Source organism: Curtobacterium flaccumfaciens (assembly GCF_013359815.1).
Lineage (GTDB): Bacteria > Actinomycetota > Actinomycetes > Actinomycetales > Microbacteriaceae > Curtobacterium > Curtobacterium flaccumfaciens.
In genome coordinates this window covers 272,749-295,039 of sequence record NZ_JABMCF010000040.1, presented here as the reverse complement: position 1 = coordinate 295,039, position 22,291 = coordinate 272,749, and the positions used below count along the sequence as shown (strand labels likewise).

The 22,291-nt window shown below is 71.5% G+C and carries 20 protein-coding genes, 1 tRNA gene and 1 pseudogene; 14 read left to right on the top strand and 8 right to left on the bottom strand.

Annotated elements, in window-relative coordinates; all coding sequences use genetic code 11:
* The first annotated feature begins 5 nt into the window (after positions 1-5).
* Positions 6-788 carry an NAD-dependent epimerase/dehydratase family protein gene (locus HP445_RS15115; protein ID WP_164941091.1) on the top strand — a complete coding sequence of 261 codons (783 nt, stop codon included), beginning with the start codon at positions 6-8 and terminating at the stop codon, positions 786-788.
* Positions 789-936: 148 nt separating this feature from the next.
* Here HP445_RS15115 and HP445_RS15110 read toward each other — a convergent pair whose 3' ends face one another.
* The gene (locus HP445_RS15110; RefSeq protein ID WP_128779740.1) at positions 937-1,908 is read right to left on the bottom strand and encodes an SDR family NAD(P)-dependent oxidoreductase; all 972 of its coding nucleotides are present in this window, start codon (positions 1,906-1,908) and stop codon (positions 937-939) included.
* 100 nt (positions 1,909-2,008) lie between these two features.
* Here HP445_RS15110 and HP445_RS15100 point away from each other — a divergent pair, with 100 nt between their 5' ends.
* Positions 2,009-2,848, top strand: a complete 840-nt coding sequence (locus HP445_RS15100; protein WP_128779739.1) for a helix-turn-helix transcriptional regulator — start codon at positions 2,009-2,011, stop codon at positions 2,846-2,848.
* Between the two features lie 8 nt (positions 2,849-2,856).
* Here HP445_RS15100 and HP445_RS19225 read toward each other — a convergent pair whose 3' ends face one another.
* The gene (locus HP445_RS19225) at positions 2,857-3,789 is read right to left on the bottom strand and encodes an AraC family transcriptional regulator (protein WP_128779738.1); all 933 of its coding nucleotides are present in this window, start codon (positions 3,787-3,789) and stop codon (positions 2,857-2,859) included.
* Between the two features lie 172 nt (positions 3,790-3,961).
* Here HP445_RS19225 and HP445_RS15090 point away from each other — a divergent pair, with 172 nt between their 5' ends.
* A complete protein-coding gene (locus tag HP445_RS15090; protein WP_128779737.1) occupies positions 3,962-4,318 on the top strand; it encodes a putative quinol monooxygenase in 357 nt (118 codons plus the stop codon).
* A gap of 47 nt (positions 4,319-4,365) precedes the next feature.
* Here the strand turns inward: HP445_RS15090 and HP445_RS15085 are convergent.
* Together HP445_RS15085 and HP445_RS15080 are read right to left on the bottom strand one after the other, a co-directional pair.
* Positions 4,366-4,438: transfer RNA gene (locus HP445_RS15085), tRNA-Val, on the bottom strand.
* Positions 4,439-4,492: 54 nt separating this feature from the next.
* Positions 4,493-6,682 carry a hypothetical protein gene (locus HP445_RS15080; protein WP_128779736.1) on the bottom strand — a complete coding sequence of 730 codons (2,190 nt, stop codon included), beginning with the start codon at positions 6,680-6,682 and terminating at the stop codon, positions 4,493-4,495.
* A gap of 248 nt (positions 6,683-6,930) precedes the next feature.
* Between HP445_RS15080 and HP445_RS15075 the strand changes: the two genes are divergently transcribed.
* From HP445_RS15075 to HP445_RS15055, 5 genes and pseudogenes are all read left to right on the top strand, one after another.
* Complete coding sequence (locus HP445_RS15075) at positions 6,931-7,578, top strand: SatD family protein (protein WP_128779735.1); 648 nt, start codon at positions 6,931-6,933, stop codon at positions 7,576-7,578.
* Complete coding sequence (locus tag HP445_RS15070) at positions 7,578-8,456, top strand: hypothetical protein (RefSeq protein WP_128779734.1); 879 nt, start codon at positions 7,578-7,580, stop codon at positions 8,454-8,456. The genes HP445_RS15075 and HP445_RS15070 overlap by 1 nt, the downstream gene beginning before the upstream one ends.
* A 43-nt stretch (positions 8,457-8,499) precedes the next feature.
* Entirely contained in the window at positions 8,500-9,033 is a 534-nt protein-coding gene (locus tag HP445_RS15065; protein ID WP_071405333.1) for a hypothetical protein, read from the top strand.
* Between the two features lie 35 nt (positions 9,034-9,068).
* Positions 9,069-10,048 (top strand): annotated as a pseudogene (locus HP445_RS15060) (aldo/keto reductase).
* On the top strand, positions 10,045-10,596 hold the full coding sequence (locus HP445_RS15055; protein ID WP_128779733.1) for a hypothetical protein: 552 nt from the start codon (positions 10,045-10,047) through the stop codon (positions 10,594-10,596). The pseudogene HP445_RS15060 and the gene HP445_RS15055 overlap by 4 nt, the downstream one beginning before the upstream one ends.
* 18 nt (positions 10,597-10,614) lie before the next feature.
* Here HP445_RS15055 and HP445_RS15050 read toward each other — a convergent pair whose 3' ends face one another.
* Together HP445_RS15050 and HP445_RS15045 are read right to left on the bottom strand one after the other, a co-directional pair.
* The gene (locus tag HP445_RS15050; protein WP_241660348.1) at positions 10,615-12,189 is read right to left on the bottom strand and encodes a phenylacetate--CoA ligase family protein; all 1,575 of its coding nucleotides are present in this window, start codon (positions 12,187-12,189) and stop codon (positions 10,615-10,617) included.
* The gene (locus HP445_RS15045) at positions 12,186-13,223 is read right to left on the bottom strand and encodes a nitroreductase family protein (protein ID WP_128779732.1); all 1,038 of its coding nucleotides are present in this window, start codon (positions 13,221-13,223) and stop codon (positions 12,186-12,188) included. Before HP445_RS15045 ends, HP445_RS15050 begins: the two co-directional genes overlap by 4 nt.
* A 106-nt stretch (positions 13,224-13,329) precedes the next feature.
* Here HP445_RS15045 and HP445_RS15040 point away from each other — a divergent pair, with 106 nt between their 5' ends.
* The 5 genes from HP445_RS15040 to HP445_RS15020 all read left to right on the top strand — a co-directional run bounded on the left by HP445_RS15040 (position 13,330) and on the right by HP445_RS15020 (position 17,817).
* A complete protein-coding gene (locus HP445_RS15040; RefSeq protein ID WP_164941090.1) occupies positions 13,330-13,704 on the top strand; it encodes a holo-ACP synthase in 375 nt (124 codons plus the stop codon).
* 81 nt (positions 13,705-13,785) lie between these two features.
* On the top strand, positions 13,786-14,085 hold the full coding sequence (locus HP445_RS15035; RefSeq protein WP_111033509.1) for an acyl carrier protein: 300 nt from the start codon (positions 13,786-13,788) through the stop codon (positions 14,083-14,085).
* Positions 14,082-15,257: an acyl-CoA dehydrogenase family protein gene (locus tag HP445_RS15030; protein ID WP_071405339.1), complete on the top strand. Its 1,176-nt coding sequence runs from the start codon at positions 14,082-14,084 to the stop codon at positions 15,255-15,257. Before HP445_RS15035 ends, HP445_RS15030 begins: the two co-directional genes overlap by 4 nt.
* Positions 15,254-16,234 (top strand): amino acid--[acyl-carrier-protein] ligase, encoded by a 981-nt coding sequence (locus tag HP445_RS15025; protein ID WP_206647584.1) that lies wholly within the window; start codon positions 15,254-15,256, stop codon positions 16,232-16,234. Before HP445_RS15030 ends, HP445_RS15025 begins: the two co-directional genes overlap by 4 nt.
* Positions 16,231-17,817, top strand: a complete 1,587-nt coding sequence (locus tag HP445_RS15020) for an alpha/beta fold hydrolase (RefSeq protein WP_128779730.1) — start codon at positions 16,231-16,233, stop codon at positions 17,815-17,817. The genes HP445_RS15025 and HP445_RS15020 overlap by 4 nt, the downstream gene beginning before the upstream one ends.
* Before the next feature lie 15 nt (positions 17,818-17,832).
* Here HP445_RS15020 and HP445_RS15015 read toward each other — a convergent pair whose 3' ends face one another.
* Both HP445_RS15015 and HP445_RS15010 read right to left on the bottom strand, forming a co-directional pair.
* Complete coding sequence (locus HP445_RS15015; protein WP_164941089.1) at positions 17,833-18,759, bottom strand: alpha/beta fold hydrolase; 927 nt, start codon at positions 18,757-18,759, stop codon at positions 17,833-17,835.
* A 56-nt stretch (positions 18,760-18,815) separates the two neighbouring features.
* Entirely contained in the window at positions 18,816-19,304 is a 489-nt protein-coding gene (locus HP445_RS15010; protein ID WP_071248033.1) for a peroxiredoxin, read from the bottom strand.
* A 241-nt stretch (positions 19,305-19,545) separates the two neighbouring features.
* On the opposite strand from HP445_RS15010, the gene aceE reads away from it, so the two are divergent.
* On the top strand, positions 19,546-22,290 hold the full coding sequence (gene aceE, locus HP445_RS15005; RefSeq protein ID WP_111023004.1) for a pyruvate dehydrogenase (acetyl-transferring), homodimeric type: 2,745 nt from the start codon (positions 19,546-19,548) through the stop codon (positions 22,288-22,290).
* Position 22,291 lies beyond the last annotated feature (1 nt).

The following is a 22,291-nucleotide window of genomic DNA, read 5'->3' as shown; positions in this document are numbered from 1 at the left end:
CGCACTTGAATGGCCCTCGCCTCGCGATCACCGGCGCGAACAGTCGCACCGGTCAGCAGATGCTCGCCGAACTGCACGGAGACGCCGTCGCGCTCGTTCGCCGGAGTGGCCGGGTCGATGCCGCCACGGTGATCACGGACTGGACGACGTCGACTGCCGCCGAGACCGCCCTCGGCCAGGTCGACGCCGTTGCGCACCTCGCCGGGAACTTCGGCGCGCCGAACTGGGAGGACTACCTCGCCGGCACGGTCGAGACCACCCGACGGGTCGCCGATTCGGTCGGCGAAGGCACCCGCATCGTCTACCTCTCCCAACTCGGGGCGGACTCCTCCGCCGAGAACTGGTACGAGCGCGCCAAGGGCATGGCGGAAGAGATCCTCGCCCCGATGAACGCCACCGTGTTCCGCATCAGCGCGATCGTCGGCGGCCGAGACAACCCCCAGCCGTTCGACTTCATGGTGCGTGGCGGCACGGACGGAGATCCGGTCCCGATCGCCGGGGACGGCTCCCAGGTCTTCCGTCCGATCCACATCGATGACGTCGTCACGGCGATCCTGCTCGCGACCCGGCCCGGCGCGCCGAGTGGCGTGTTCGACCTCGTCGGGCCTCAGCAGCACACGATGCAGGAATGGGTGGACATCGCCCACGGCGGTCCGACTCCCACGACCCGGCGGGACGATCTCCCGCCAGCGATCGACGACCTCCTCGCCAACCCGGTCACTCCTGGCGATCCCACCGCGCTGCTGGCTGCCTTCCCGGAGCTCCAGCTGACCGACTGGCGCCCCTGAGCACGGATCACACCGGCGTCGTCAGGCACGTGACCGAGCGTTCAGATTCACGCGACCCGGGTGGTCCTCCGGTCCTCGTACCCGCGGACGGCATCGTCGAGGTCCTGCCCAGCCGACCGGGCACGCAGAGCCCCTCGTGCGGAGCAACTCAACGCTGGGCCGCAGGCCGCACGACGATCTCGTTCACGTCGACGTCGGGTCGCTCGGCCACCGCGTAGGAGACAGCGCGGGCGATGGCATCGGCAGAGATCGACTCGGCACGGTAGACGACCATCGCGGCGGCGGCGGAGGCGTCGGTGATCGTTGCGGCGAGCTCGGACTCGGTGACTCCTGGTGACACGGTGGTGACACGGATCCCGCGCGGTGACTCCTGACGCAGCCCCTCGGTGATCGCCCGTGCTGCGAACTTCGTGCCGCAGTAGACAGCCGCTGTGGGCGAGACGTCGTAGGCGCCGACGGACGCGATCGTCACGACGTGGCCGGTGCCCTGCGCGAGCATGGTGGGCAGGGTCGCCGTGATGCTGTGGAGGAGGCCGCGGACGTTGACGTCGATCATCCTGTCCCACTCGTCGACGAGGCCTGCGGCGAGGGGCGACAGCGGCATCACGCCGGCGTTCGCGACGAGCACGTCGATCCGCCCGAAGCGTGCCCTGGCAGCAGCAGCGAACTCCTGCACCGAGGCGAGGGCGGTCACGTCGAGCGGCACTGCCATCGCCGTACCGCCCGCCCCCTCGATCTCGGTGACGAGCTCGTCGAGCCGGTCGGTGCGCCGAGCCCCGAGCACGACGGGGTGGCCGGCCGCGGCGAGGCGGACGGCCGTCGCGCGCCCGATGCCGCTGGAGGCGCCCGTCACGAGGACGACCTTCCGTCGGTGCAGCACCATGCCCGCGTGGTGCAGGACGTCGTCCCTGAAGTCGCCGTCCGCGGTGAAGCCGGTGTCGTCTCGGTAGTCGATGTGGTCGCCGTCGACCTCGTAGGTGCCCACGTAGGCCGCCTCACGGTCACCTCGGGCCTCCACGTAACGGCCGTCGGGCCGGAGCTCGTGGCGGATGCGGCCGTCGGCGGTGATCCAGAGGCCGAGGTAGGGGTGAACGGGCTGGGGCGTGCTGCTGGTGTCCATGCCCCCAGCCTCGACGCCGCTCAGCCCCGGACCATCGCCCTGTCCTGCCGGGGTACGGCAGGACCAGGGAGGCGGCGCTCCTGCCACCTACCCTGGTCCCGTGCCCGCCGACGACCTCACCCTCGCCGCGTACCTGCGCGCCGTCCGCGGCCGCCTCGCCCCGGAGTCGCTCGGACTGCCAGGCGGCGGTGTCCGCCGGGTGCCCGGGCTCCGCCGCGAGGAACTCGCGGTGCTGGGCGGCCTCAGCGTCGACTACTACACACGGCTCGAGCAAGGGCGGGAGGTGAGTCCCGGCGCCGCCGTGCTCGAGGGCATCGCCGACGGGCTCGAGCTCGAGGGCGACGAGCGCGACCACCTGTTCTCGTTGGCCGGGCTGGTTGCTCCCCCGCGACTCCCGCGCGTGGCGACGTCGGTGACGCCGGCTCTCGGGCAGCTGCTCGACTCGTGGTCGGCACACCCCGCGTTCGTGATCGACCCCGCGCACGAGATCCTCGCCGCGAATGCCCTGGCCCGTGCGGTGTACGCACCCTTCGGACGCTTCGACAACCTCGTGCGGATGACCTTCCTCGACCCGACGGCGCGGCACTTCCACGCCGACTGGGCCCGCGCCGCAGACGCGACCGTCGCGAGCCTGCGGGCGGCGACCGCGGAGTTCGGGAGCGACCCGCGCCTCCTCCGTCTCATCGCGGGAGTGAACGACGCCAGCCCGGAGTTCGCCGAACGGTGGAGCACGCAACGGGTACGGCGCAAGACGACCACCGCGAAGCAGTTCGAGCACGCGGAGGTCGGGCGGCTGGAGTTCGACGCCCACACCTTCGCCGTCGAGGGGTCACCCGGCCTGCAGCTGGTCGTCTACGGCTGCGAGGCCGGCTCTGCAACGGCGCGCGCGCTCATCCTGCTGTCCATGGGCACGGCGAGCACATCGACGATCAGCGAGTAGTGCTCCCGTCAATCGGGGCGCTCACCTGCGCGGGCGACCGTTCGGTACCGCCCGGGCGGGAGCGACCGTTCACGGCTGAAGGCTCGGCTGAACGCGTAGACGGAGGTGTACCCGACGTCAGCGGCGATCTTCTGGAGGCCGTCGTCGGTGTCACGGAGTCGACGCGCTGCGAGGTCCATCCTCCAGCGGGTTAGGTACTCCCCCGGCGTGGTGTCCGCGAACGTCCGGAAGCGGCGCACCAGCGTCTGCTTCGACGTTGCGACGTCACGTGCGAGCGCTTCGGTCGTCCAGGGGTGACCAGGAGCCTCGTGGATCCTCGTGACCGCCCGCGTCAGGAGTGGGTCGCGGAGGACTCCCCACCACGAGGCGCCGGGTTCTGGCGAGGAGGCGAGCCAGGTCCGCAAGATCGCGACGAGGAGGACGTCGACGAGACGATCGAGGACGAGGTGGGTCGCAAGGCCGGGACGAGCGAGTTCGTGTCCGATGAGCCGGACGATGTCCGCGAGGCTCGCGTCGAGTTGCTGGGCCCGGAGGTGGATCACCGGAGGAAGCAGGGCGAAGACCGGTGTGGATCCAGCGGGATCGTGGGAGTACGACGCGCCCAGGATCTGCGTCTGCTCGTCCCCGTCGCCCAGACGCAGGAGGCCACCGTTGCGGCGTGCCTCGTCCGCGGCCGCGACGTCACACGAGTGGATGTCGACCTCGGGTGCGCTGGAGAGCGCATGGGCGGCGCCGGTGGTGAGGACGACGACGTCGCCCGTCGTCAGGAGCCTCGGGGCACCGCCCTCGACCATCAGGTAGGCGACACCGGCAGTGACCGCGTAGACGACGGCGTCGCGATCCCGGACCCATTCCACGCCCCAGTTGCCGGCGGCCGCGATCCGGGCGCCGGCACTTCCCCGGACTCCGGAGACGTCGAGCACTTCGGAGAGGACGTCCACTTCGACGAATGTACGCCGGTCTTTCCGGATGGACCATGGAACCGCTTCGGTTGGTCCTCGCGGACATGAACCTGGTCCTCAGGAGCATTGAACGTCCCACTGACCGCTCCTAGCGTTGACGACGTCCGGAGCACTCGTTCGGGACGGCAACGAAACGAAAGAAGCAGTCACCATGAGCACGACCGAAGACACCGTCCCCGATGGCTTGATGCCCGCCGACGTCCTGGCCTCGACGACCCCGGTGGCCGTCTACGGGTTCGCCCGCGCCCGGGCCGGCAAGGAGCAGGAACTCGAAGACGCGATCCGCGCGATCATCCCCACAGTGCGATCCGAGCACGGCTACGAGCAGTACTCGGTGCACACCACGAAGGAGCAGCCCGGGGCGTTCGCGTTCTACGAGCGGTGGTCCTCCGGGGCGGACATCGCGCGCCACGTGCAGCAGCCACACATGCAGGACTACTTCGGCAAGCTCGCGGAACTCGTCGAAGGCGACCTCGAAGCCGAATGGCTGTGGGCCCTCGGCGACTGACGGATCGCTGGTCGGTCCCGGTGGGAGACCGGCCAGCGGTGGCTCGGTGGGCCCTGCCGGGATCGAACCGACGACATCCACGGTGTAAACGTGGCGCTCTACCAGCTGAGCTAAAGGCCCTCACCACGATCCTAAGGCGTCAGCGCTCGATCGTCGTCGAACCAGGCGGGCACGTCACGACACCCCGCACCGGGGTCGGTCGCAGCGGATCACGAGTCCCTTCGCGTCCTCGTCCCGGTCCTCCGGAACGCCACCGGACAGCACGATCGGGGTGTCGTCGGCGCTGAGGCCGATCGCCAGCGTGCTGGTGCTCGACCGTTCGTCCTGCACCGGCGGGAACCGGGCGATCGTCGTCTGCTCGGAACTGGTGCACCGTGCGTCACGGCACGAGAGCAGTCCCAGAGTGCCGCGTTCCTCGTCACGGACCGCGACGAGTGGCCGCCCCGATCGGTCGATGACGAACGCCGGAAGCAGGTTCGTCGGCCCCTTCGGCGTGATGTCCGTGTGCGACGAAGACGAGCACGACGCATCCGCGCAGAACGTCAGCCGTTGGGTCGCGATCCCGTTCGACCGCGCGAGCACGACCGGGTTCCCGTCGCCGCCGATCGCCACCCGGGCGTCGTACGCCTCGTCCCACGCCCGGACCGGCTCCCCCGGCGGGATCGCGTGCGACAGGTCGCGGACGACGGGCTGGCCGCCGTCCGGGCTGAACGACACGAGCCGAAGGGCGGTGAAGGTCGGCGAACGAGCGTCGGTCTCCGACACCAGCGAGACCACCGCGGTGCCGTCCGGCGCGACGGCGACGTCCACACCCTGGTGGTCCAGCGGCGGGATCCACGGCAGCGCCACCTGCCGAACCGTGTGTTCGACGCAGGACACGTCCTCGCAGAACACGGCGACCAGGTGCGAGCGTCCTTCCGGTTCACCGCCGCGGGCGATCCCGACCACCACCGGCCGGTCGCCGGAACTCGCGACTGCCACGTCGGTCATCCAGTAGCTGACGCGCCCCTGATCGGTCTCCACGATGTCGACGGCGGCGACCGTGGTGCGGTGCCCTTCCGGGCGATCGACGGCCGGCGCCTCGTCGGCGGAGTCACGCTGCTCCGCCCGTCTCCCCGCGGGCCAGGCGGCATCGTCCGACTTCGGTGCCACATCGAGTTGGTCCGCGCGTGAGTGCACGACTTCGAGCTCGTACTCCTGCGCGACCTCGTCCTCGAACCGCACCTTCCAATGGGCAGTGAGCAGCCCGCCGTCGCCGGCGCTCCCGATCGCGGAGCCGCCGGTCAGGCCGGGCATCTCCACGGGGGTGTCGCACGACGCACCCCCACACATCCGCAGACGGCTGGGCGGTTTCGACGGCGTGCTCACGACCGCCGTCCGGCCTCCGACGTCCGCGATGTCGCCGCCGAGCAGGCCGCGCGCGTCGGCACGGGCGGCGTCGTACTGTACGACGCCGAGCGGATTGCTCGAGACGATCACCGCGAACACCACCGCCGGGACGAGCACCACGCCCGCTCCGACGAGTCCAGGCCGCACCCGTCGTCCCCGAGCCACAGGGTCGACCGGGTCGACCGGATTGACCGCCAGCGGTGACCGAAGCCGACCGCCTTCGTTCCGCGTTGCGGCTCCGCGGACCGCGATCGCGACGACGAGCAGCACCAGTCCGGTCACGGCGATGCAGCACCAGGCCACGACGACGCTGCTCCGGAGCACGGACGGCGGCAACAGGCGCAGCACCAGCAGGACGCCGACCCCGAGCACCGTCACCAGCGCCGCTCCCCCGACGAGCGCACGACGCGGCGTCGCCGTCGCCTCGTGCCCACCACGGACGATGACCCGACCAGATCCCCAGGCGCGACGGAAGGCCGATCGACGGGGCACACCGGCCACGAGCAACGCCCACCCGAGCAGCAGCGGCGCCACGATGACGGTACCGAGCACCAGCAGCACGACGATCACGACGGCGCCCCATCCACCTGCCCGCCACCACACGGTGGTGGCTGTCCCCGCCGCCAACGCCGCCAACGCGACGAGAGCGGCCTCGACGACGAGCCGCCAGTGGTGGACCGACCACCGCCAGGCGTCGCGCGGCCCCGCCACCGCGTCGTCTGCGGCCGCGAGCATGACCACGGTGGTTGCGGTCACTCCGAGACCGAGCCCGAGCCCCGCGATCACCACTGCTACAGCGAGCAGGGCCACGGGCACCCCGGCACCGTCGAGCGCCACGAACGCACCGTTCACCAGGGCGACTCGACCACCAGGGACGTCGAGCAGCAGCACCACCCCGGCCAGCAGCAGCCCGGCAGCGAACGGCACGACGAGGGCGAGCACCGCGCGGCCCCCGCTCCACGCGATCGACGGCACGGGTGGCGGACCGTCCTGCCGCCGCACCGCGGTCTCGGTCGAACCCGCCCTGGCGACACCCGTCCCCGGTCGTGCACCATCCATCTGCTCGTCCCCCTCCGACAGCGTCCGCCCATGCTGTCAGGTTCGACGCCAGACGTCCAGAAGGTGACATTTCAGCCGCGGACCCGTGCGCCGGCGAGAGTGGCCGCCCCAAATGGTTTAGCCCCAGACTTACTTTCGGCGATATGAAGCTCTACGCTTAACCCATGCAGTCCGAGCCCGTGATCGCCGTGATCGTCGACCTGGTCGACTCCCGCACGCTCGAGGACCGCTCCGCAGCCCAGCAGGACGTCGAGCGCGCCTTCGACAGTACCGCGGACGTCAGCGCACTCGACCCCCTCCGCGCCACCGTCGGCGACGAGTTCCAGGTCATCTACGCCACGCTCACCGACGCCCTCGTGGCGACGACGGCCGCGACCCTCGCACTCCCCCCGACCGTGCAGATCCGCCTCGGCATCGGCCGCGGGCAGGTCCGGACGATCGGCACCGGCGGCGCCGGCGGCCCGCTGCAGGACGGCCCGGGCTGGTGGTCGGCGCGGGACGCCATCAACGAGACCCACCGGCGCGAGGACGGCCGGACCGCGTTCCTGCGGTCCTGGTACCACGACGCCGATGACCGCCACGGAACGACGGAGCGACTCGTGAACGCCTACTTCCTCAGCCGCGACCACGTCGTCTCGCGACTCGCACCCCGCGCCCGCCGGATCGCACTCGGTCTGGTGCAGGGCCGCACGCAGGCGCAGATCGCCGCGGACGAGGGCATCACCCCGTCGGCGGTGTCCCAGTCCGTGCAGAAGTCGGGCGTCGCCGCCCTGGTCGAGGGCCTGCGTGTCCTCGGGGACGGGAGCCGCTGATGCTCGCCGGAGTCCTCCTCACCCTCGTCGGGCTCGCCGACGTCGTCCGCGCACGGACCGGGACCGATGCGGCACCACGGCGCGTGCTGACCGCCACGGTGATCGTCCTGCTCTGGGTCGCCGTGACGGCCGTGGCGGTGCTCGGCCTCGGCCTCGCCGTCTGGTCGGTGCTGGTCACGGTCGTGCTCGCAGCCCTGTGGGTCGCGACGACGATCCCGGTGCGGTCCGGGGGCGCACCCGGCGGTCGCGATCGGGCACTCCCCTGGCTCCGACGCTCCGGGTCCTGGCCGGCCGTCCTGCTCGCGGTCGCCGTCGCCGCGCTGCTGCTCTGGGCACCGGCTGCCGACGCGTCCGGCTTCGTGGTGGACTGGCACCGTGACGCCGGCCCGGCGTTCGTCGGAGCGGTGCCGCTCGCGGCGCTCGTCGCCGGCATCGGGTCCGCACTGTTCCTGGTTGACTCGGCCAACGTGGTCGTCGCCCAGGCGCTGCCGCCGGGGATGTCGCCCGACGCACGGCCCGGTGCAGTGGCGGCCGAACCGACCCGCCGGAAGCGCTTCGACTGGCGCCGCACCACCCGGGCACCCGGGGCGGACACGGACACGGACACGGACACGGACACGGACACGGACGGCACGGTCACCCTCAAGGGCGGCCGCATGATCGGCCCGATCGAGCGCCTGCTGCTCGCCGGGTTCTCGTTGGCCGGCGCCTTCCCCGTCGTGGCCGCGCTGATCGCCGCGAAGGGGATCGTCCGGTTCCCCGAGATCCGCCGCGAGACGACCGGGTACCAGGCCGAGTACTTCCTCATCGGCAGCCTGGTGAGCTGGGCGATGGCCTTCGCCGCCGCCGGCATGTGCTGGTTGCTGGCACTGGGCTGACCAACGCCCCCGGCCCCCGATCACCGCAGGTACGCTCTCCCCCGTGAACGGTGTCGGAGTCGGTGTCCTCGACGAAGCCGGGCGGCTCCGCCTGCTCGGCGCCGGTGTGACGGGCGCGGCCTTCGCCGTCGTCCTGGTCATGCTGGTCCTGTCCTCGTGGACCGAGGCGACCACCACCGTCCTGGTCTCGGCCGGTATCCCGACCGCCGTGGCCGGTGCCGCGATCGCCGTCGTCCTGCAGCGCCGTGCCTGGCGTGCCGAGGGCGGCTACGAACGGTCGATCGTCGTCCGCGAGTGGATCGCCGACGGCCAGGTGCCCGCGGGTGTGCCGGCCGACCAGTGGATCCCGCTCGTCCAGGCCCAGGCCGACCGCGAGGGCGCCGGCTGGGGCAAGGTCGTCCTCGGCGTGCTGTGGATCGCGATGACCTGGTCGATGCGCGACCAGCACGGCACCCTCATCACGACGATGCTCATCCTGCTCTGGAGCGCGATGGCCCTGTGGGCAGCCGTCTGGGTCATCCCCCGCGCGCGGGCAGCGCGAGCGCTCCTGCGCCGCGGCGTCTCGACGATCGGCTGAACCCCGCCCGTCCGCGTCTGACTACGCTCGGACCCATGCAGAGTCGCACCCTCGGCCGCACCGGCCGCTCCGTCTCCCCCATCGGTCTCGGCACCTGGCAGTTCGGCGGTGACTGGGGTCCCGTCTCCGAAGCCGACGCCACGCCGTCATGGACGCCTCCGTCGAGTCGGGCGTCACCCTGTTCGACACCGCCGACGTCTACGGCGACGGCCGGAGCGAGCAGCTCATCGGCGCGTGGCGTGCCGCGAACCCAGACGTGCCGCTGACGATCACCACGAAGATGGGCCGTCGCGCCGACCAGGTCCCCGAGAACTACGTCGCCGCGAACTTCCGCGAGTGGGTGGACCGCTCGCGGAAGAACCTCGGGCAGGACACCCTCGACCTCGTGCAGCTGCACTGCCCGCCGACCCCGGTATACGAGGACGACGCCGTCTACGACGCCCTCGACGCGCTGGTCGCCGACGGCTCGATCGCCGCCTACGGCGTCAGCGTCGAGACCGCCGACCAGGCCCTGACCGCGATCGCCCGGCCCGGCGTCGCGAGCGTCCAGATCATCCTCAACGCGTTCCGTCTCAAGCCGCTCGACCGCGTGCTGCCGGCGGCCCAGGAGGCAGGGGTCGGCATCATGGCGCGCGTCCCGTTGGCCTCGGGGCTGCTCTCGGGCAAGTACACGACCGACACGTCGTTCGCCGAGGGCGACCACCGCAACTACAACCGCCACGGCGAGGCCTTCGACCAGGGCGAGACCTTCAGCGGCGTCGACTACGACGACGGCGTGCGTGCCGCACAGACCTTCGCGGCGTCCCTGCCGGACGCCGTCTCGGTCCCGCAGGCGGCGCTCGCGTGGATCCTCGCGCAGGACGGCGTCACCGCGGCGATCCCCGGCGCGCGCAACCCGGAGCAGGCGCGCTCGAACGCCGCGGCCGGCGACCTGCCGCCGATCGAGGGCCTCGACGCCACCGTGCACGACCTGTACGACACGTGGTTCCGCGCGAGCGTCCACGACCGCTGGTGAACCTGCGGAGCGTCGCGGTCGCGGTGGCCGCACTCCTGCTGCTGTCCGGGTGCGCCGCATCTGGACCGGCCACCACCCGCGACGCTCCACCCTGGCCACGGCCGTCCGACCTGACGGCCCGCGCCGAGTCCGCCGGGCTCCGGAACGTCTGGGGCGAACGGCTGGCCGAGCACGTGCACACGCACCTGACGATCCTGGACGGCGACGAGCCGGTGACTGTCCCGGCGAACATCGGGCACTCGGACAGCCGGAAGTTCGCCGCGGAGATCCACACGCACGACACGTCGGGCATCGTGCACGTCGAGTCCCCGACGGAGCAGACGTTCACGCTCGGGCAGTTCTTCGACGAGTGGGGCGTCTCGCTCGGTCCGGAGCACGTCGGTGGTCTGCGCGGCGAACTGACGGTGTGGGTCGACGGACACCGGAGGATCGGCAACCCGCGCTCGATCGAGCTCACGGACCTGCGCCAGATCGTCCTCGTCGTCACGACCGTCGGCGAGGTCCCGCACCTGCCGGCGCCCTTCGACTGGCCGCCGCAGTACGACTAGCGCCGGAACCGGCTCGGCTCAGGCCTCCTTCGCCGCGACCCACGACAGGTCGAGGTCCCACTGCTCGACCGACCCGGCCGGCAGCTGCCACACGTACTCGTTCTTGAGCTTCTTGCCGTCCTCGCGGAACGGCCCCGTCCGGTACGGGTAGAACGCGACGGTCGGCAGCGTGCCGGGCGGGGCCGTGCGGATCGCGTTCGAGAAGTCCTTGTTCAACCGCCGCAGCTCGGCGATCACGTCGCCCCGGGCGGCGTCCGCGTCGAACCCGCCGGCACCCGACGCGAGCTGGAACGCGATGTGCAGCTGCCGGTCGCCGTGGTCGTCCTCGTAGCTGATCAGCCGGTGGTTCTCGACGGCCTCGAGCAGCTCCGGGTCGCCGTACACGACGTCCCGCACCACGTCGGGTGCGACGACGGCGCCGTTGTAGTCGACGGACAGGTCGGACCGGCCGTAGTGGAACAGCAGCGGCAGGTCGAGCTCGGCCTCCGCGGCGAGCGCCGCGTGTCCGGTCGCCCGCAGCACGGACCGCAGCTCCTTCATCCGCACCACGTGTCCGCGGTCGTGGATGTTGTAGCGGATGCGTGGGCTGATGTTCTCGGAGCGGGCGATGGTCACGACGAGTTCGCCGAGGTCGTTCGTCTCGATCAGGTAGCCGAACGGGTTGAACTGGAACACCATCGGCAGCACCCCGTACTCGCTCTGCTTGGTCAGGGCGGCGGAGAGTTCCGGTGAGGCGGCGATCGCCCGGCGCAGCTGCACGCTGAACGGGGTCTCGATGCCGAGGTTGATCTCGAGATCGCTCGCCCCGTAGGAGCCGAGGACGGCCTGCGCGTACTGCTCGATGTGGGCGCGCATGTTCTCGCTGATGCCCTCGCCCCCGAACGCGGCGACGATCGTGTACTGGCTCCAGTCGAGCCGGTCGTCCTCGAACAGGGCCTTCAGGAACGGTGGGTAGCTGCAGATGATGTAGGTGAAGTCGGTGCCGAACTCGCGCATCGTCTGCACGATCTTGTCGCGGTCCGGGCCGATCGACTTGATCATGGAGGACTCGGTGAGCGAGGCGGTCACGTTCATCCCGGTGGCCCAGGCCCCGAGCGAGAAGGCGTTGAGCACGAAGGGCTGCTTCGACAGGTCCTTGGCGGTGCGGGAGAACCCGAGTTGCAGCAGCTGTCGGGTGGCCTGGCGTTCGTCGGGGCCGCGCACCCAGCTGGTCGGGGTGCCGCTCGATCCGCTGGACTCGTCGACGACGACGCCGCGTCGGGGCAGGCGTCCGTCGATGCAGCGCTCGGGGATGCTCCAGCGCTTGACGTAGGAGTCCTTGTCCATCTCGGGCAGTCCCGAGATCGCCGCGGCGATCCCGCCACGGGTGTCGAGCCGGCAGGCCCGTCCCGACTCCGCCAGGAACGCGCGGTACGCGGGGACCCGCTTCGCAGCCCGTTCCGCGGTCCGCCAGGCGCGCCAGCGTCCGAGGGTCCAGCGGAGCGGCTCGATGCCGGGCGTGAGCAGGAGCTTGTGGGTGCCGACCCGGGGCATGAACAGTGCGACGAAGGTCTCGACCACCCACACCACCGAGAACACCGCTGCGCGCTTCACCGGGCACCGCCGACGGTCATCGCTGCTGCGGGTCGGCGGTGTGCCAGGGGTGGTGGGTCGCTGTGTCCGAAGCGGAACAGCATCCAGGCCATCCGCCCGTCGGACTCGTCGACGCCCGCACGTTCCACGAACGCGGCGTGTGACCGCGGGTTGGTGATCACGGTGCCGAAGGGGTGCATGGCGATGCCGCGGGCGGAGAACTCCAGCCAGATGCGCATGAAGACCCGTCCGGCCTCGACGTACTCGGCCGGGGTGCTGAACGGTCCCTCGAGCCAGGCGAGCTGTCGGACGCCCCGCATGGTGGACAGGTACACCCTGCGGAAGACCCCGCCGATGCCCGGGGCCTGCCAGAGTCCGCGGTGCTCCATGGCGAACCGGAGCACCGGGCCGGGCATGAGCATCGTCTCGGCGGACAGCCCGTCGCCGGTGGCCGCTGCCTGTCGCTTCGAGAACCGCAGCCAGTGCAGGATCTCGTCGTGCACGGCGTCGTGCTGCAGGTCGTCGAACAGGGTCTCCTGGTTGACGCGCACGATCTCGTCGACCGTGGCCCGGTCGTCGGTGGTGCGGAAGCGCTGCCCGGCCGCCGACGCGATGGCGGACGCGGCCTCGATCGCGGAGGCGTCGACGAGCGTTGCGTCGTAGGGCCTGCGTGAGGTGCGCCGTGCGAGGAAGCCGGCCAGGGCCTCCCGGTCGTCCGCGGTGACCACGTGCGGACGCAACGTCACCGTGCCCAGCCGGTGCAGGCGGTCCTCCGCACCAGCGTCGAGCCGACCGAAGTCCATCTCGGCGTGGTCGAGCCGTTCCTGCACGGTGTACCCGTGCGCCCGTGCCACCACGTCGAGCCCGGCCAGGAACACCCCGGCGCAGACGTGCCCGAACGGGATGCCGAACGACTCCGCCGGCAACCCCCGTCGCAGGTCGTAGAACACGGTCGCGGTGCGGTCGTCCTCGACGCGCACGACGATCGGTTGCGAGTTGTGCGGCGACGGGTAGTGCCGCGCGTCCTCGATGATGCCCGTCCACGGTGATGCCATCGTTCCCCCTCGGTGGTCCCTGGCGACGATCATACGAACCCCCGGCGTGCCCCATGCCGGTCAGGGCATGCACTGTGGACAACCGGTGCGTAGCCTGCTCCTCGTGATGACCATCCGCACCGGCACCGACCTCGCAGCGGTCGAGGACGTCGTCGACGCCCTGACGGCGCACGGCGAGCGGTACCTGGACCGGGTGTTCACCCTGCGGGAGCGCACCGACACCGGCGACGACCCGGAGCGCCTGGCTGCCCGGTTCGCGGGCAAGGAGGCCGTCGTGAAACTGCTCCGGCCGGCTCCGGACCAGGCGATCCCGCTGCGTGACGTCGCCGTCGTGCTCGACGCCGGCGGCGCCCCCACGGTCGAGCTGTCCGGGGCGGCCGCGGCCTTGGCGGAGTCGATCGGGTGCGGCCCGATCGCGGTCTCGTTGGCACACGAACGGGGGCTCGCGGTGGCGACGGCGGTGGCCCTCTCGGAGCGCTGACCCGGCGCTCCGGACAGGGGTGCGGTTTCCCGCACCGGCACGGCGGTTTCCCGAGCGCCGTTCCTCTTTACGGTTGCAGTCATGGAACAGGACCCGAACCCCTCCAGCACCACCGCGACGATCGCCGACCCGGCCACCGACCGGGCCGTCCGTCGCGCCCTCGCCGAGCACGGCCGGCTGACGGTCGACGCGTGGGACGTCGCGTCGATCGCCGACCTCTACGCCCTCGGCCTGACCTCGCACGCCACCGTCAACGTGATGCTCGCGGTGGAGTCGGACCTCGACGTCGAGTTCCCCGACTCCGTGCTGAACCGGTCCACCTTCGCGACCGTCGAGTCGATCGTCGCCGCGGCGGAGCTCGCCGCGGAGCTCGCCTCGTGACCCTGGTCCTGCCGGCACCATCGGTCGTCGACCGCTTCGCCGAGCGTGCGAGCGCGGTCGCCGAGGTCGCCGCGCAGTTCGCCGACGAGGTCGACCGCGACGCCCGACCCCCGCGCGAGGCCATCGCCGCGATGCGGGAGTACGGCCTGCTCGCGGCAGCGGTGCCGACCGAGCACGGTGGCGAGGGTGCCTCCGTGGCGGAGCTCTCCGCGATCGCGACCGAACTCGGCCGGGCCTGCGCCGCGACCGGCATGGTGTTCGCGATGCACCAGGGCCAGGTCATGGCGCTCTGGCGGCACGGCGGCGACGGCGCCGGCGTGCTCGAGACGATCGAGGCCGTCCGGGGTGGGGCACTCGTCGCGTCCGCCACCACCGAGCGCGGCGTCGGCGGCGACGCCCGGCGGTCCACGTGTTCCATCGAGCCGACCGACGACGGCCGGATCCGCCTGCGCAAGGACGCGCCGGTGATCTCGTACGCCACCGAGGCCGACGCGGTGTTCGTCACCGCCCGTCGCGACCCCGACGCCCCGGCGTCGGACCAGCGACTGCTCATCTGCCGCACCGACACGATGGTCCTGTCGCAGACGTCCACCTGGGACACCATGGGGCTCCGCGGCACGTGCAGCAACGGGTGGATCCTCGACACCGAGACGACGACCGACCGGGTGTTCCGCGACGACTACGCCGCGATCTCCGCCCAGACGGTCCTGCCGGTGTCGCACGTGCTCTGGGCCTCGGTCTGGCTCGGCATCGCGGTCTCGTCCGCCGAACGTGCCCGCAGCGCCGTCCGCAAGCAGGCCCGCGCCGCCGTCGGGACGACCCCGCCCGGTGCTCTCCGGCTCGCCGAGCTCCTGGTCGACCTGCAGGCCCTCGCCGACTCGGTGCGACACGCCGCCGAACGGTTCGACGCGGCCGCCGACGACCCGGACGTGCTGGCCTCGAGCGCGTACGCCCTCGCCGCCAACGCCCTGAAGATCGGTGCGTCCGAGCGCGTCACCGACATCGTCACGAAGGCGCTGCGCATCGTCGGGATCGCCGGCTACGCCGCCTCGGGTCCGATGAGCATCGCCCGACACCTCCGAGACGCCCACGGTGCCGCCGTCATGGTGAGCAACGACCGTCTCCTCAAGAACGACGCCGACCTGGCCATCATGACGGGAGTGATCCTGTGACGATCACGGACACCACCACGCACACCACCGACACCACCACCGCGGACACCGCCGCCGACGCCGCCGCGCTCGACGCCGCCCGCGCCGCCCTCCGCGCCCGCCTGCTCACCGACGGCGTCCTCCTCGACCTCGGCACGCCCGGCCTCTACGGCCGCACCGGGGTCTTCGAGCGCGTGTACGCCGCGGTCGACGCCGCAGCGGTCCGCAGCCAGCAGCACCTCGGCGCCGAGGTCCTGCGCTTCCCGCCGGTCGAGCCGCTCGCGTCGTTCGAGCGCACCGACTACATCGCGTCGTTCCCGGACCTCGCCGCGTCGATCTCCGGGTTCACCGGCGACGACCGCACCCACCGCGCACTGCTCGCCGCCCGCGAGCGCGGTGAGCGCTGGGAGGGGTTCCTCGAGCCGGCCGACCTCATGCTCACCCCCGCGGTCTGCCACCCGGTCTACGGCCTGATCGGCGACACCGTGCCGCAGCAGGGCCGGTTCTTCGACGTCCTCGGCGACTCCTTCCGCCGTGAACCCTCGCTCGACCCGATGCGCCTGCAGGCCTTCCACATGCACGAGTTCGTGCACGTCGGCACCCCCGCGTCCGCAGCGGCCCACCGCGACGGCAGCATCCCGGTGATGCGCGCGCTGCTCGAGTCGTTCGGGCTCGAGATCGACGTCGTCCCCGCCAACGACCCCTTCTTCGGCCGCGTCGGGCAGATGCTCGCCCGCAACCAGGTCGAGCAGGCGCTCAAGTTCGAGTTCGTGACGAAGGTCTACGGCCCCGACCACGACGCCACCGCGATCAGCTCCGCGAACCTGCACGAGGACCACTTCGGCACCTCGTTCAGCCTCCGCACCGAGGACGGCCAGGTCGCGCACAGCGCCTGCATCGCGTTCGGCCTGGAACGCATCACCATCGCCCTGTTCGCCGCCCACGGCACGGACCTCGACGCCTGGCCGGCGTCCGCCCGCGCCGCCCTCGCCCTGTGACCACGCTGCACGGCTGGTCCGGATCGCCGGCGATCCGCGCCGCGGTCCAGCTCCCCGCCGCCGCGCGCGCCGGCGTCGTCATCTGCCCGCCGCTCGGGCAGGAGGGCGTCATCGCGTACCGCACGCTCCGTCTGCTGGCCGACCGCCTGGAGGCCCGTGGCATCGCCTCGGTGCGCTACGACCCGTCCGGACGTGGTGACGGCGCACCCGACACCGCGCCCGACGCGCAGGTCCGGTCCGCACGCCACGCCGCCGCCGTGCTCCGCACGACGGGGGTGCAGCACGTCGCCTTCGTCGGGCTGGCCTCGGCGGCCCTCGTCGCGGCGAACGCGGCCGCGGACACCGACGGCCTCGTCGTCTGGGACGCCTCGGCATCGGGCAAGGGCTGGCTCCGCCGGCAGCGCGCCCTCGCGACCATCACGATCGGCGCCGACCGCGTGGTCGACGGCGTCGAGAGCCTGATCGGGTTCGACGTCGAGCCGGACGAGGCCGCCGCACTCGCGGACCTCGCCTTCGCCCCGCGCACCGGGCCCACCGTCGCGCTCGTCCGTCCGGGTGCTCGGCCGCCGAAGCACCTCGGTGGCGTCGAGGTGACCGAGGTCACCGGCAGCGCCGAGCTCCTCGACGGCACGAGCATCCACGCCCGCATCCCCGGAGCCGCCGTCGACACCGTCGTGGCCTGGCTCGACACCTGGGCGCCCGAGACGGCGGTGCCCGTCCGCACGCCCGTCCTCGACGAGGTCCTCGACGTCGACGGCCGCGTGTCGGAGCGGATCGTCCACCTCGGCGATCAGGGCCTGTTCGGGATCGAGACCGTCTCGTCCGCCCAGCACCACGACGCCCCCGTCGTCGTGCTCCACAGCGGCGGCGCCGAACACCGGGTGGGTGCCACGGACTACCAGGTCGAACTCGCCCGCGCCCTCGCCCGCGACGGCGCCCGGGTCGTCCGGGTCGACCGTCGTGCCACCGGCGAGAGCACCGGCGTGCACGAGGACGAGCGGAGCTTCCTGTTCGCGCAGGAGTGGGTGGAGGACCAGTCCGCCGTCGTCACCGCACTCGCCACACCCTCGGACCGGCTCGTGCTCGTCGGCATGTGCGCCGGCGCCTGGGTCGCGGGCCGCGCCGTCGAGGAGGCCCCGCGCCTGGTCGTCGAGATCAGCCCGAACGACTACCGGCGCGTCCCGGCCGAGCCCGGCTCGTACGCCGACGGGGTCCGGGCGATCGACGCCCCGTCGCCCGCACGGATGTGGGTGCGTGAACGCTACAACCGGTTCGTGCCGAAGGCCGTCCGCGACCGGATCGCCCGCCGCGACCGGATGGGCGGCGTCGTCGGCCACGTCCGCCCGCTCGTCGAGCACGGCACCGACGTCGTCGTGATCGTCGCTCCCGAGGACGCCGCCCTGTTCGACCGGCTCGGTGGGCAGAAGGCCGTCCGGCGCTGGCCCGGTGACGACCGTCGCGGCTCGGTGTCCGTCGTCCGCGTCGAGGACGGCGACCACGCGCTGTTCTCCCCGACGATGCGCGAGGCCGTCGTCGCCGAGGTGCGCTCCCGCGTCGCGGCGACGTTCCCCGTCCACACCTGACGCGGCCCGACCGGCTCAGCGCAGGCCGAGCTCCCGCGCGACGGCGTCGGGACGCTCGACGTGGGCGAAGTGCCCGCAGTCGTCGAGCAGCACCGTCCGGACCTGCGGCACGAGCGCCCGCAGCGCCTCGAGGTCCGAGACGCGGGCGAACACGTCGTCGCGCCCGGCGATCGCCGTCACCGGGCAGGTGATCGAACGCCACCGGTCGACGTCGTACGCCGCCGCCGACCGTGCCGCCTCCGTGAACTGCTCCGGCCGGAGCTCCTCGACGAAGGCCTCGAGCACGCTCGGGTCCAGGCGTTGCACGTGCGTGAACACCGGCGCCGCAACGAGCGGCAACAGACCGATCCGCGCGATCCCCCGGAGCAGCGGACGAGCGGCGCCACCGGTCACCGTCAGGCCCGCGCGCAGCAGGGTGAACGCCGGCAGGGTGCCGAGCGCCCGCATCGGGTGCCGAGCCGCACCGGCGGTCGCGACCGTGGTGCCGGACACCAGGGCGAGCGACCGCACCCGCTCGGGCGCCACCACCGCCAGGTGCAACCCGGCGAACGCTCCCATGGAGTGCCCGACCACGTCGACCGCGCCGAGACCCAGCGCGCCGAGGACGGCAGACACGGCACCCGTGACGGCGTCGAGCCCGAGCGGACCGTCCGGAGCGGGCGAGGACCCCCAGCCGGGCAGGTCGACGAGCACCAGCCCGCGGTCCCCGATCCCGTCCGCGGCGCGCAGCAACGGTGTCCACGTCGACCAGGAGCCGGCGACGCCGTGCAGCAGGAGGAGCGGGTCCGGGCCGGAGCGGTGGTGCACCACGACGGGTCCGGTCGGGGCCTCCACGACCGTGCGGGTCAGCCCCCAGGCGCCGGGCGTGACGCGCACCGGGTACGGGGCGTAGGCATCAGCGGTGACCTCGTGACCACGCGGGTCGGTGTCGATGGCGTGCACCGGGCCTCCTGTCCGACCGTCGACGCGGACGCGTCCGTCAGGAGGGATTCGGAACGCTAGCCGACGGGGACGGGTGCCGAGCAGGCGGCGAGCCGGTCGAGGGCCGCCTTGTACTCGGCGACGTCGCGCTGCAGGCCGGGCTCGGTGATGATCGAGGCCTTGATGCGGCCCTGCACGTCGATGACGAAGGTCGCGCGGGTGGCGAAGCCCTTGTTCTCGAGGAACACGCCGTACTCCTTCGAGACGGCGCCGTGCGGCCAGAAGTCGGCGAGCAGCTCGAAGTCGTAGCCGTTCGTCTCGGCGAACGACCGGAGCGTGGCCTTCGAGTCGACCGAGATGCCGAGCAGCTCGATGCGCTGGTCCTGGAACATCGTGATGTTGTCCTGCAGGGTGCAGAGCTCGTTCGTGCACCCGGACGAGAACGCCAGCGGGAAGAAGACGAGTGCGACCGGGCGGTTGCCGCGGAAGTCGCTGAGTCGGACGTGCTCACCGAACTGGTTCGGGAGCTCGAAGTCCGGCGCGAGTGAGCCGATCTCCAGTGCCATCGCTACGTGTGCTTCTTCCTCGGGCGTGGGGTGTGCCCGTCGGGTCCGTGCGCCGCGGATCGCGTGTGCACGATCGGCCATGCTACGCCGACGACACGCGAATGCAAGCACCCGTCCACCTGCACGTCACCATCAGCATCAGCGTCGGTCCTGGGGCCTAGAGTGGACGGGGCCCCAGCCGGTCGCGACCCGACCACCGGAGCCACCATGTCCACCACCACGAGAACGAACGAGGTCAAGGGTGACGGTGAACGACCAGGACCCGTACAGCGCCGGGGCGAACGACCAGGATCCGCAGGAGACCGCCGAATGGCGTGAGTCCCTCGACGGGCTGGTCCAGACCCACGGACACCAGCGCGGTCGCGAGATCATGCTGAGCCTGCTCAAGCGGTCCAAGGAACTGCACCTCGGTGTGCCGATGGTCCCGACGACGGACTACGTGAACACCATCGCGCCGGAGAACGAGCCGGAGTTCCCCGGCGACGAAGAGCTGGAGCGCCGGTACCGCCGCTGGATCCGCTGGAACGCGGCCATCACGGTGCACCGCGCACAGCGTCCCGGCATCGGGGTCGGCGGGCACATCTCGACGTACGCGTCGAGCGCCGCGATGTACGAGGTCGGTTACAACCACTTCTTCCGCGCGCAGGACCACCCTTCCGGTGGCGACCAGGTCTTCTTCCAGGGCCACGCCTCCCCCGGCATGTACGCCCGCGCGTACATGGAAGGGCGCCTCTCCGAGGACCAGCTCGACGGGTTCCGGCAGGAGAAGTCGCACGCCGGCGGCGGCCTGTCGTCGTACCCGCACCCGCGACTCATGCCGCACTTCTGGCAGTTCCCGACCGTGTCGATGGGCATCGGCCCGATCAACGCGATCTACCAGGCGCAGCAGGCCAAGTACCTGTCGAACCGCGGCATCAAGGACGCCATGGACCAGCAGGTCTGGGCGTTCCTGGGCGACGGCGAGATGGACGAGGTCGAGTCCCGCGGGCAGCTCCAGGTCGCCGCGAACGACGGCCTCGACAACCTGAACTTCGTCATCAACTGCAACCTGCAGCGACTCGACGGTCCGGTCCGTGGCAACGGCAAGATCATCCAGGAGCTCGAGGCGTTCTTCCGCGGTGCGGGCTGGAACGTCATCAAGGTCGTCTGGGGCCGCGAGTGGGACGACCTGCTCGCCCGCGACACCGAGGGCGCGCTCCTCAACCTGATGAACCAGACGCCGGACGGCGACTACCAGACGTACAAGGCCGAGAACGGTGCTTACGTGCGCGAGAACTTCTTCGGGCGCGACCCGAAGGCGCTCGAGCTCGTCAAGGACTACACCGACGACCAGATCTGGAACCTCAAGCGCGGTGGCCACGACTACCGCAAGGTCTACGCCGCGTTCAAGGCCGCGACCGAGCACAAGGGCCAGCCGACCGTCATCCTGGCGAAGACGGTCAAGGGCTACGGCCTCGGCCCGAGCTTCGAGGGCCGCAACGCGACCCACCAGATGAAGAAGCTCACGCTCGACAACCTCAAGCAGTTCCGCGACGAGATGCGCATCCCGATCTCCGACGCGCAGCTGGAAGAGAACCCGTACACGCCGCCGTACTACCACCCGGGCAACGACGACGAGGCGATCCAGTACATGCACGAGCGTCGTCGCGCGCTCGGTGGCTACGTGCCGGAACGTCGCACGAAGTACACGCAGTTCACGCTGCCGGACGACTCGAAGTACCAGGTCGTCAAGAAGGGCTCCGGCAAGCAGGAGGTCGCCACCACCATGGCGTTCGCACGCCTGCTGAAGGACCTGCTGCGCTCGCCCGACTTCGGCGACCGCGTGGTCCCGATCATCCCGGACGAAGCACGCACCTTCGGCATGGACGCCTACTTCCCGTCGGCGAAGATCTACAACCCGAACGGCCAGCACTACACGTCGGTCGACCGCGAGCTCCTCTTGGCCTACAAGGAGAGCCCGCAGGGCCAGATCATCCACGTCGGCATCAACGAGGCGGGGGCCCTCGCGGCCTTCACCGCGGTCGGTACCTCGTACTCGACGCAGGGCGAGCCGCTCATCCCGGTCTACGTCTTCTACTCGATGTTCGGGTTCCAGCGCACCGGCGACGCCATCTGGGCCGCCGGCGACCAGATGACCCGTGGGTTCATGATCGGCGCGACCGCCGGCCGCACCACGCTGACGGGCGAGGGCCTGCAGCACGCGGACGGTCACTCGCCGCTCCTCGCCACGACGAACCCGGCCGTCGTGTCGTACGACCCGGCGTACGGCTACGAGATCGGCCACATCGTCAAGGCCGGCCTCGACCGCATGTACGGCACGAACGAGGACGGCTCGCCGAAGCACGCCGACCCGAACGTCATGTACTACCTGACGGTCTACAACGAGCCGCTGGTGCAGCCGGCCGAGCCCGAGGGCGTCGACGTCGAGGGCATCCTCAAGGGGATGTACCGGCTCAAGGCGAGCGAGCACGACGGCCCGAAGGCCCAGCTGCTCGCGTCCGGTGTCGCCGTGCCGTGGATCCTCGAGGCGCAGCAGCTCCTCGCCGAGGACTGGGGCGTGTCGGCCGACGTCTGGAGCGTCACGAGCTGGGGTGAGCTGTACCGCGACGGTGTGGCCGCCGAGCAGCAGGCGTTCCTCAACCCGAACGAGCCGGCCCGCACGCCGTTCGTCACCGAGCGGCTGCTCGGCACCGAGGGTCCGGTCGTCGCCGTGAGCGACTTCATGCACCTGGTGCAGGAGCAGATCCGTCCGTTCGTGCCGACCGACTACGCCACGCTCGGCGCCGACGGCTTCGGCTTCTCGGACACCCGTCCGGCCGCTCGCCGCTTCTTCCACATCGACGGCCCCTCGGTCGTCGTGCGGACGCTGCAGCAGCTCGCCCGCCAGGGCAAGGTCGACGGCGCGCTCGTCCAGCAGGCGATCGACAAGTACCGCCTGCACGACGTGACCGCCGGCACCACCGGCAGCGCGGGCGGCGAGAGCTGAT

Bases quoted from the DNA above. Each gene is read 5' to 3' on its own strand.
- HP445_RS15110 (WP_128779740.1), bottom strand. From the start codon at position 1,908: ATGGACACCAGCAGCACGCCCCAGCCCGTTCACCCCTACCTCGGCCTC.
- HP445_RS15090 (WP_128779737.1), top strand. From the start codon at position 3,962: ATGAGCACGACCGAAGACACCGTCCCCGATGGCTTGATGCCCGCCGAC.
- HP445_RS15075 (WP_128779735.1), top strand. From the start codon at position 6,931: ATGCAGTCCGAGCCCGTGATCGCCGTGATCGTCGACCTGGTCGACTCC.
- HP445_RS15070 (WP_128779734.1), top strand. From the start codon at position 7,578: ATGCTCGCCGGAGTCCTCCTCACCCTCGTCGGGCTCGCCGACGTCGTC.
- HP445_RS15045 (WP_128779732.1), bottom strand. From the start codon at position 13,223: ATGGCATCACCGTGGACGGGCATCATCGAGGACGCGCGGCACTACCCG.
- HP445_RS15040 (WP_164941090.1), top strand. From the start codon at position 13,330: ATGACCATCCGCACCGGCACCGACCTCGCAGCGGTCGAGGACGTCGTC.
- HP445_RS15035 (WP_111033509.1), top strand. From the start codon at position 13,786: ATGGAACAGGACCCGAACCCCTCCAGCACCACCGCGACGATCGCCGAC.
- HP445_RS15010 (WP_071248033.1), bottom strand. From the start codon at position 19,304: ATGGCACTGGAGATCGGCTCACTCGCGCCGGACTTCGAGCTCCCGAAC.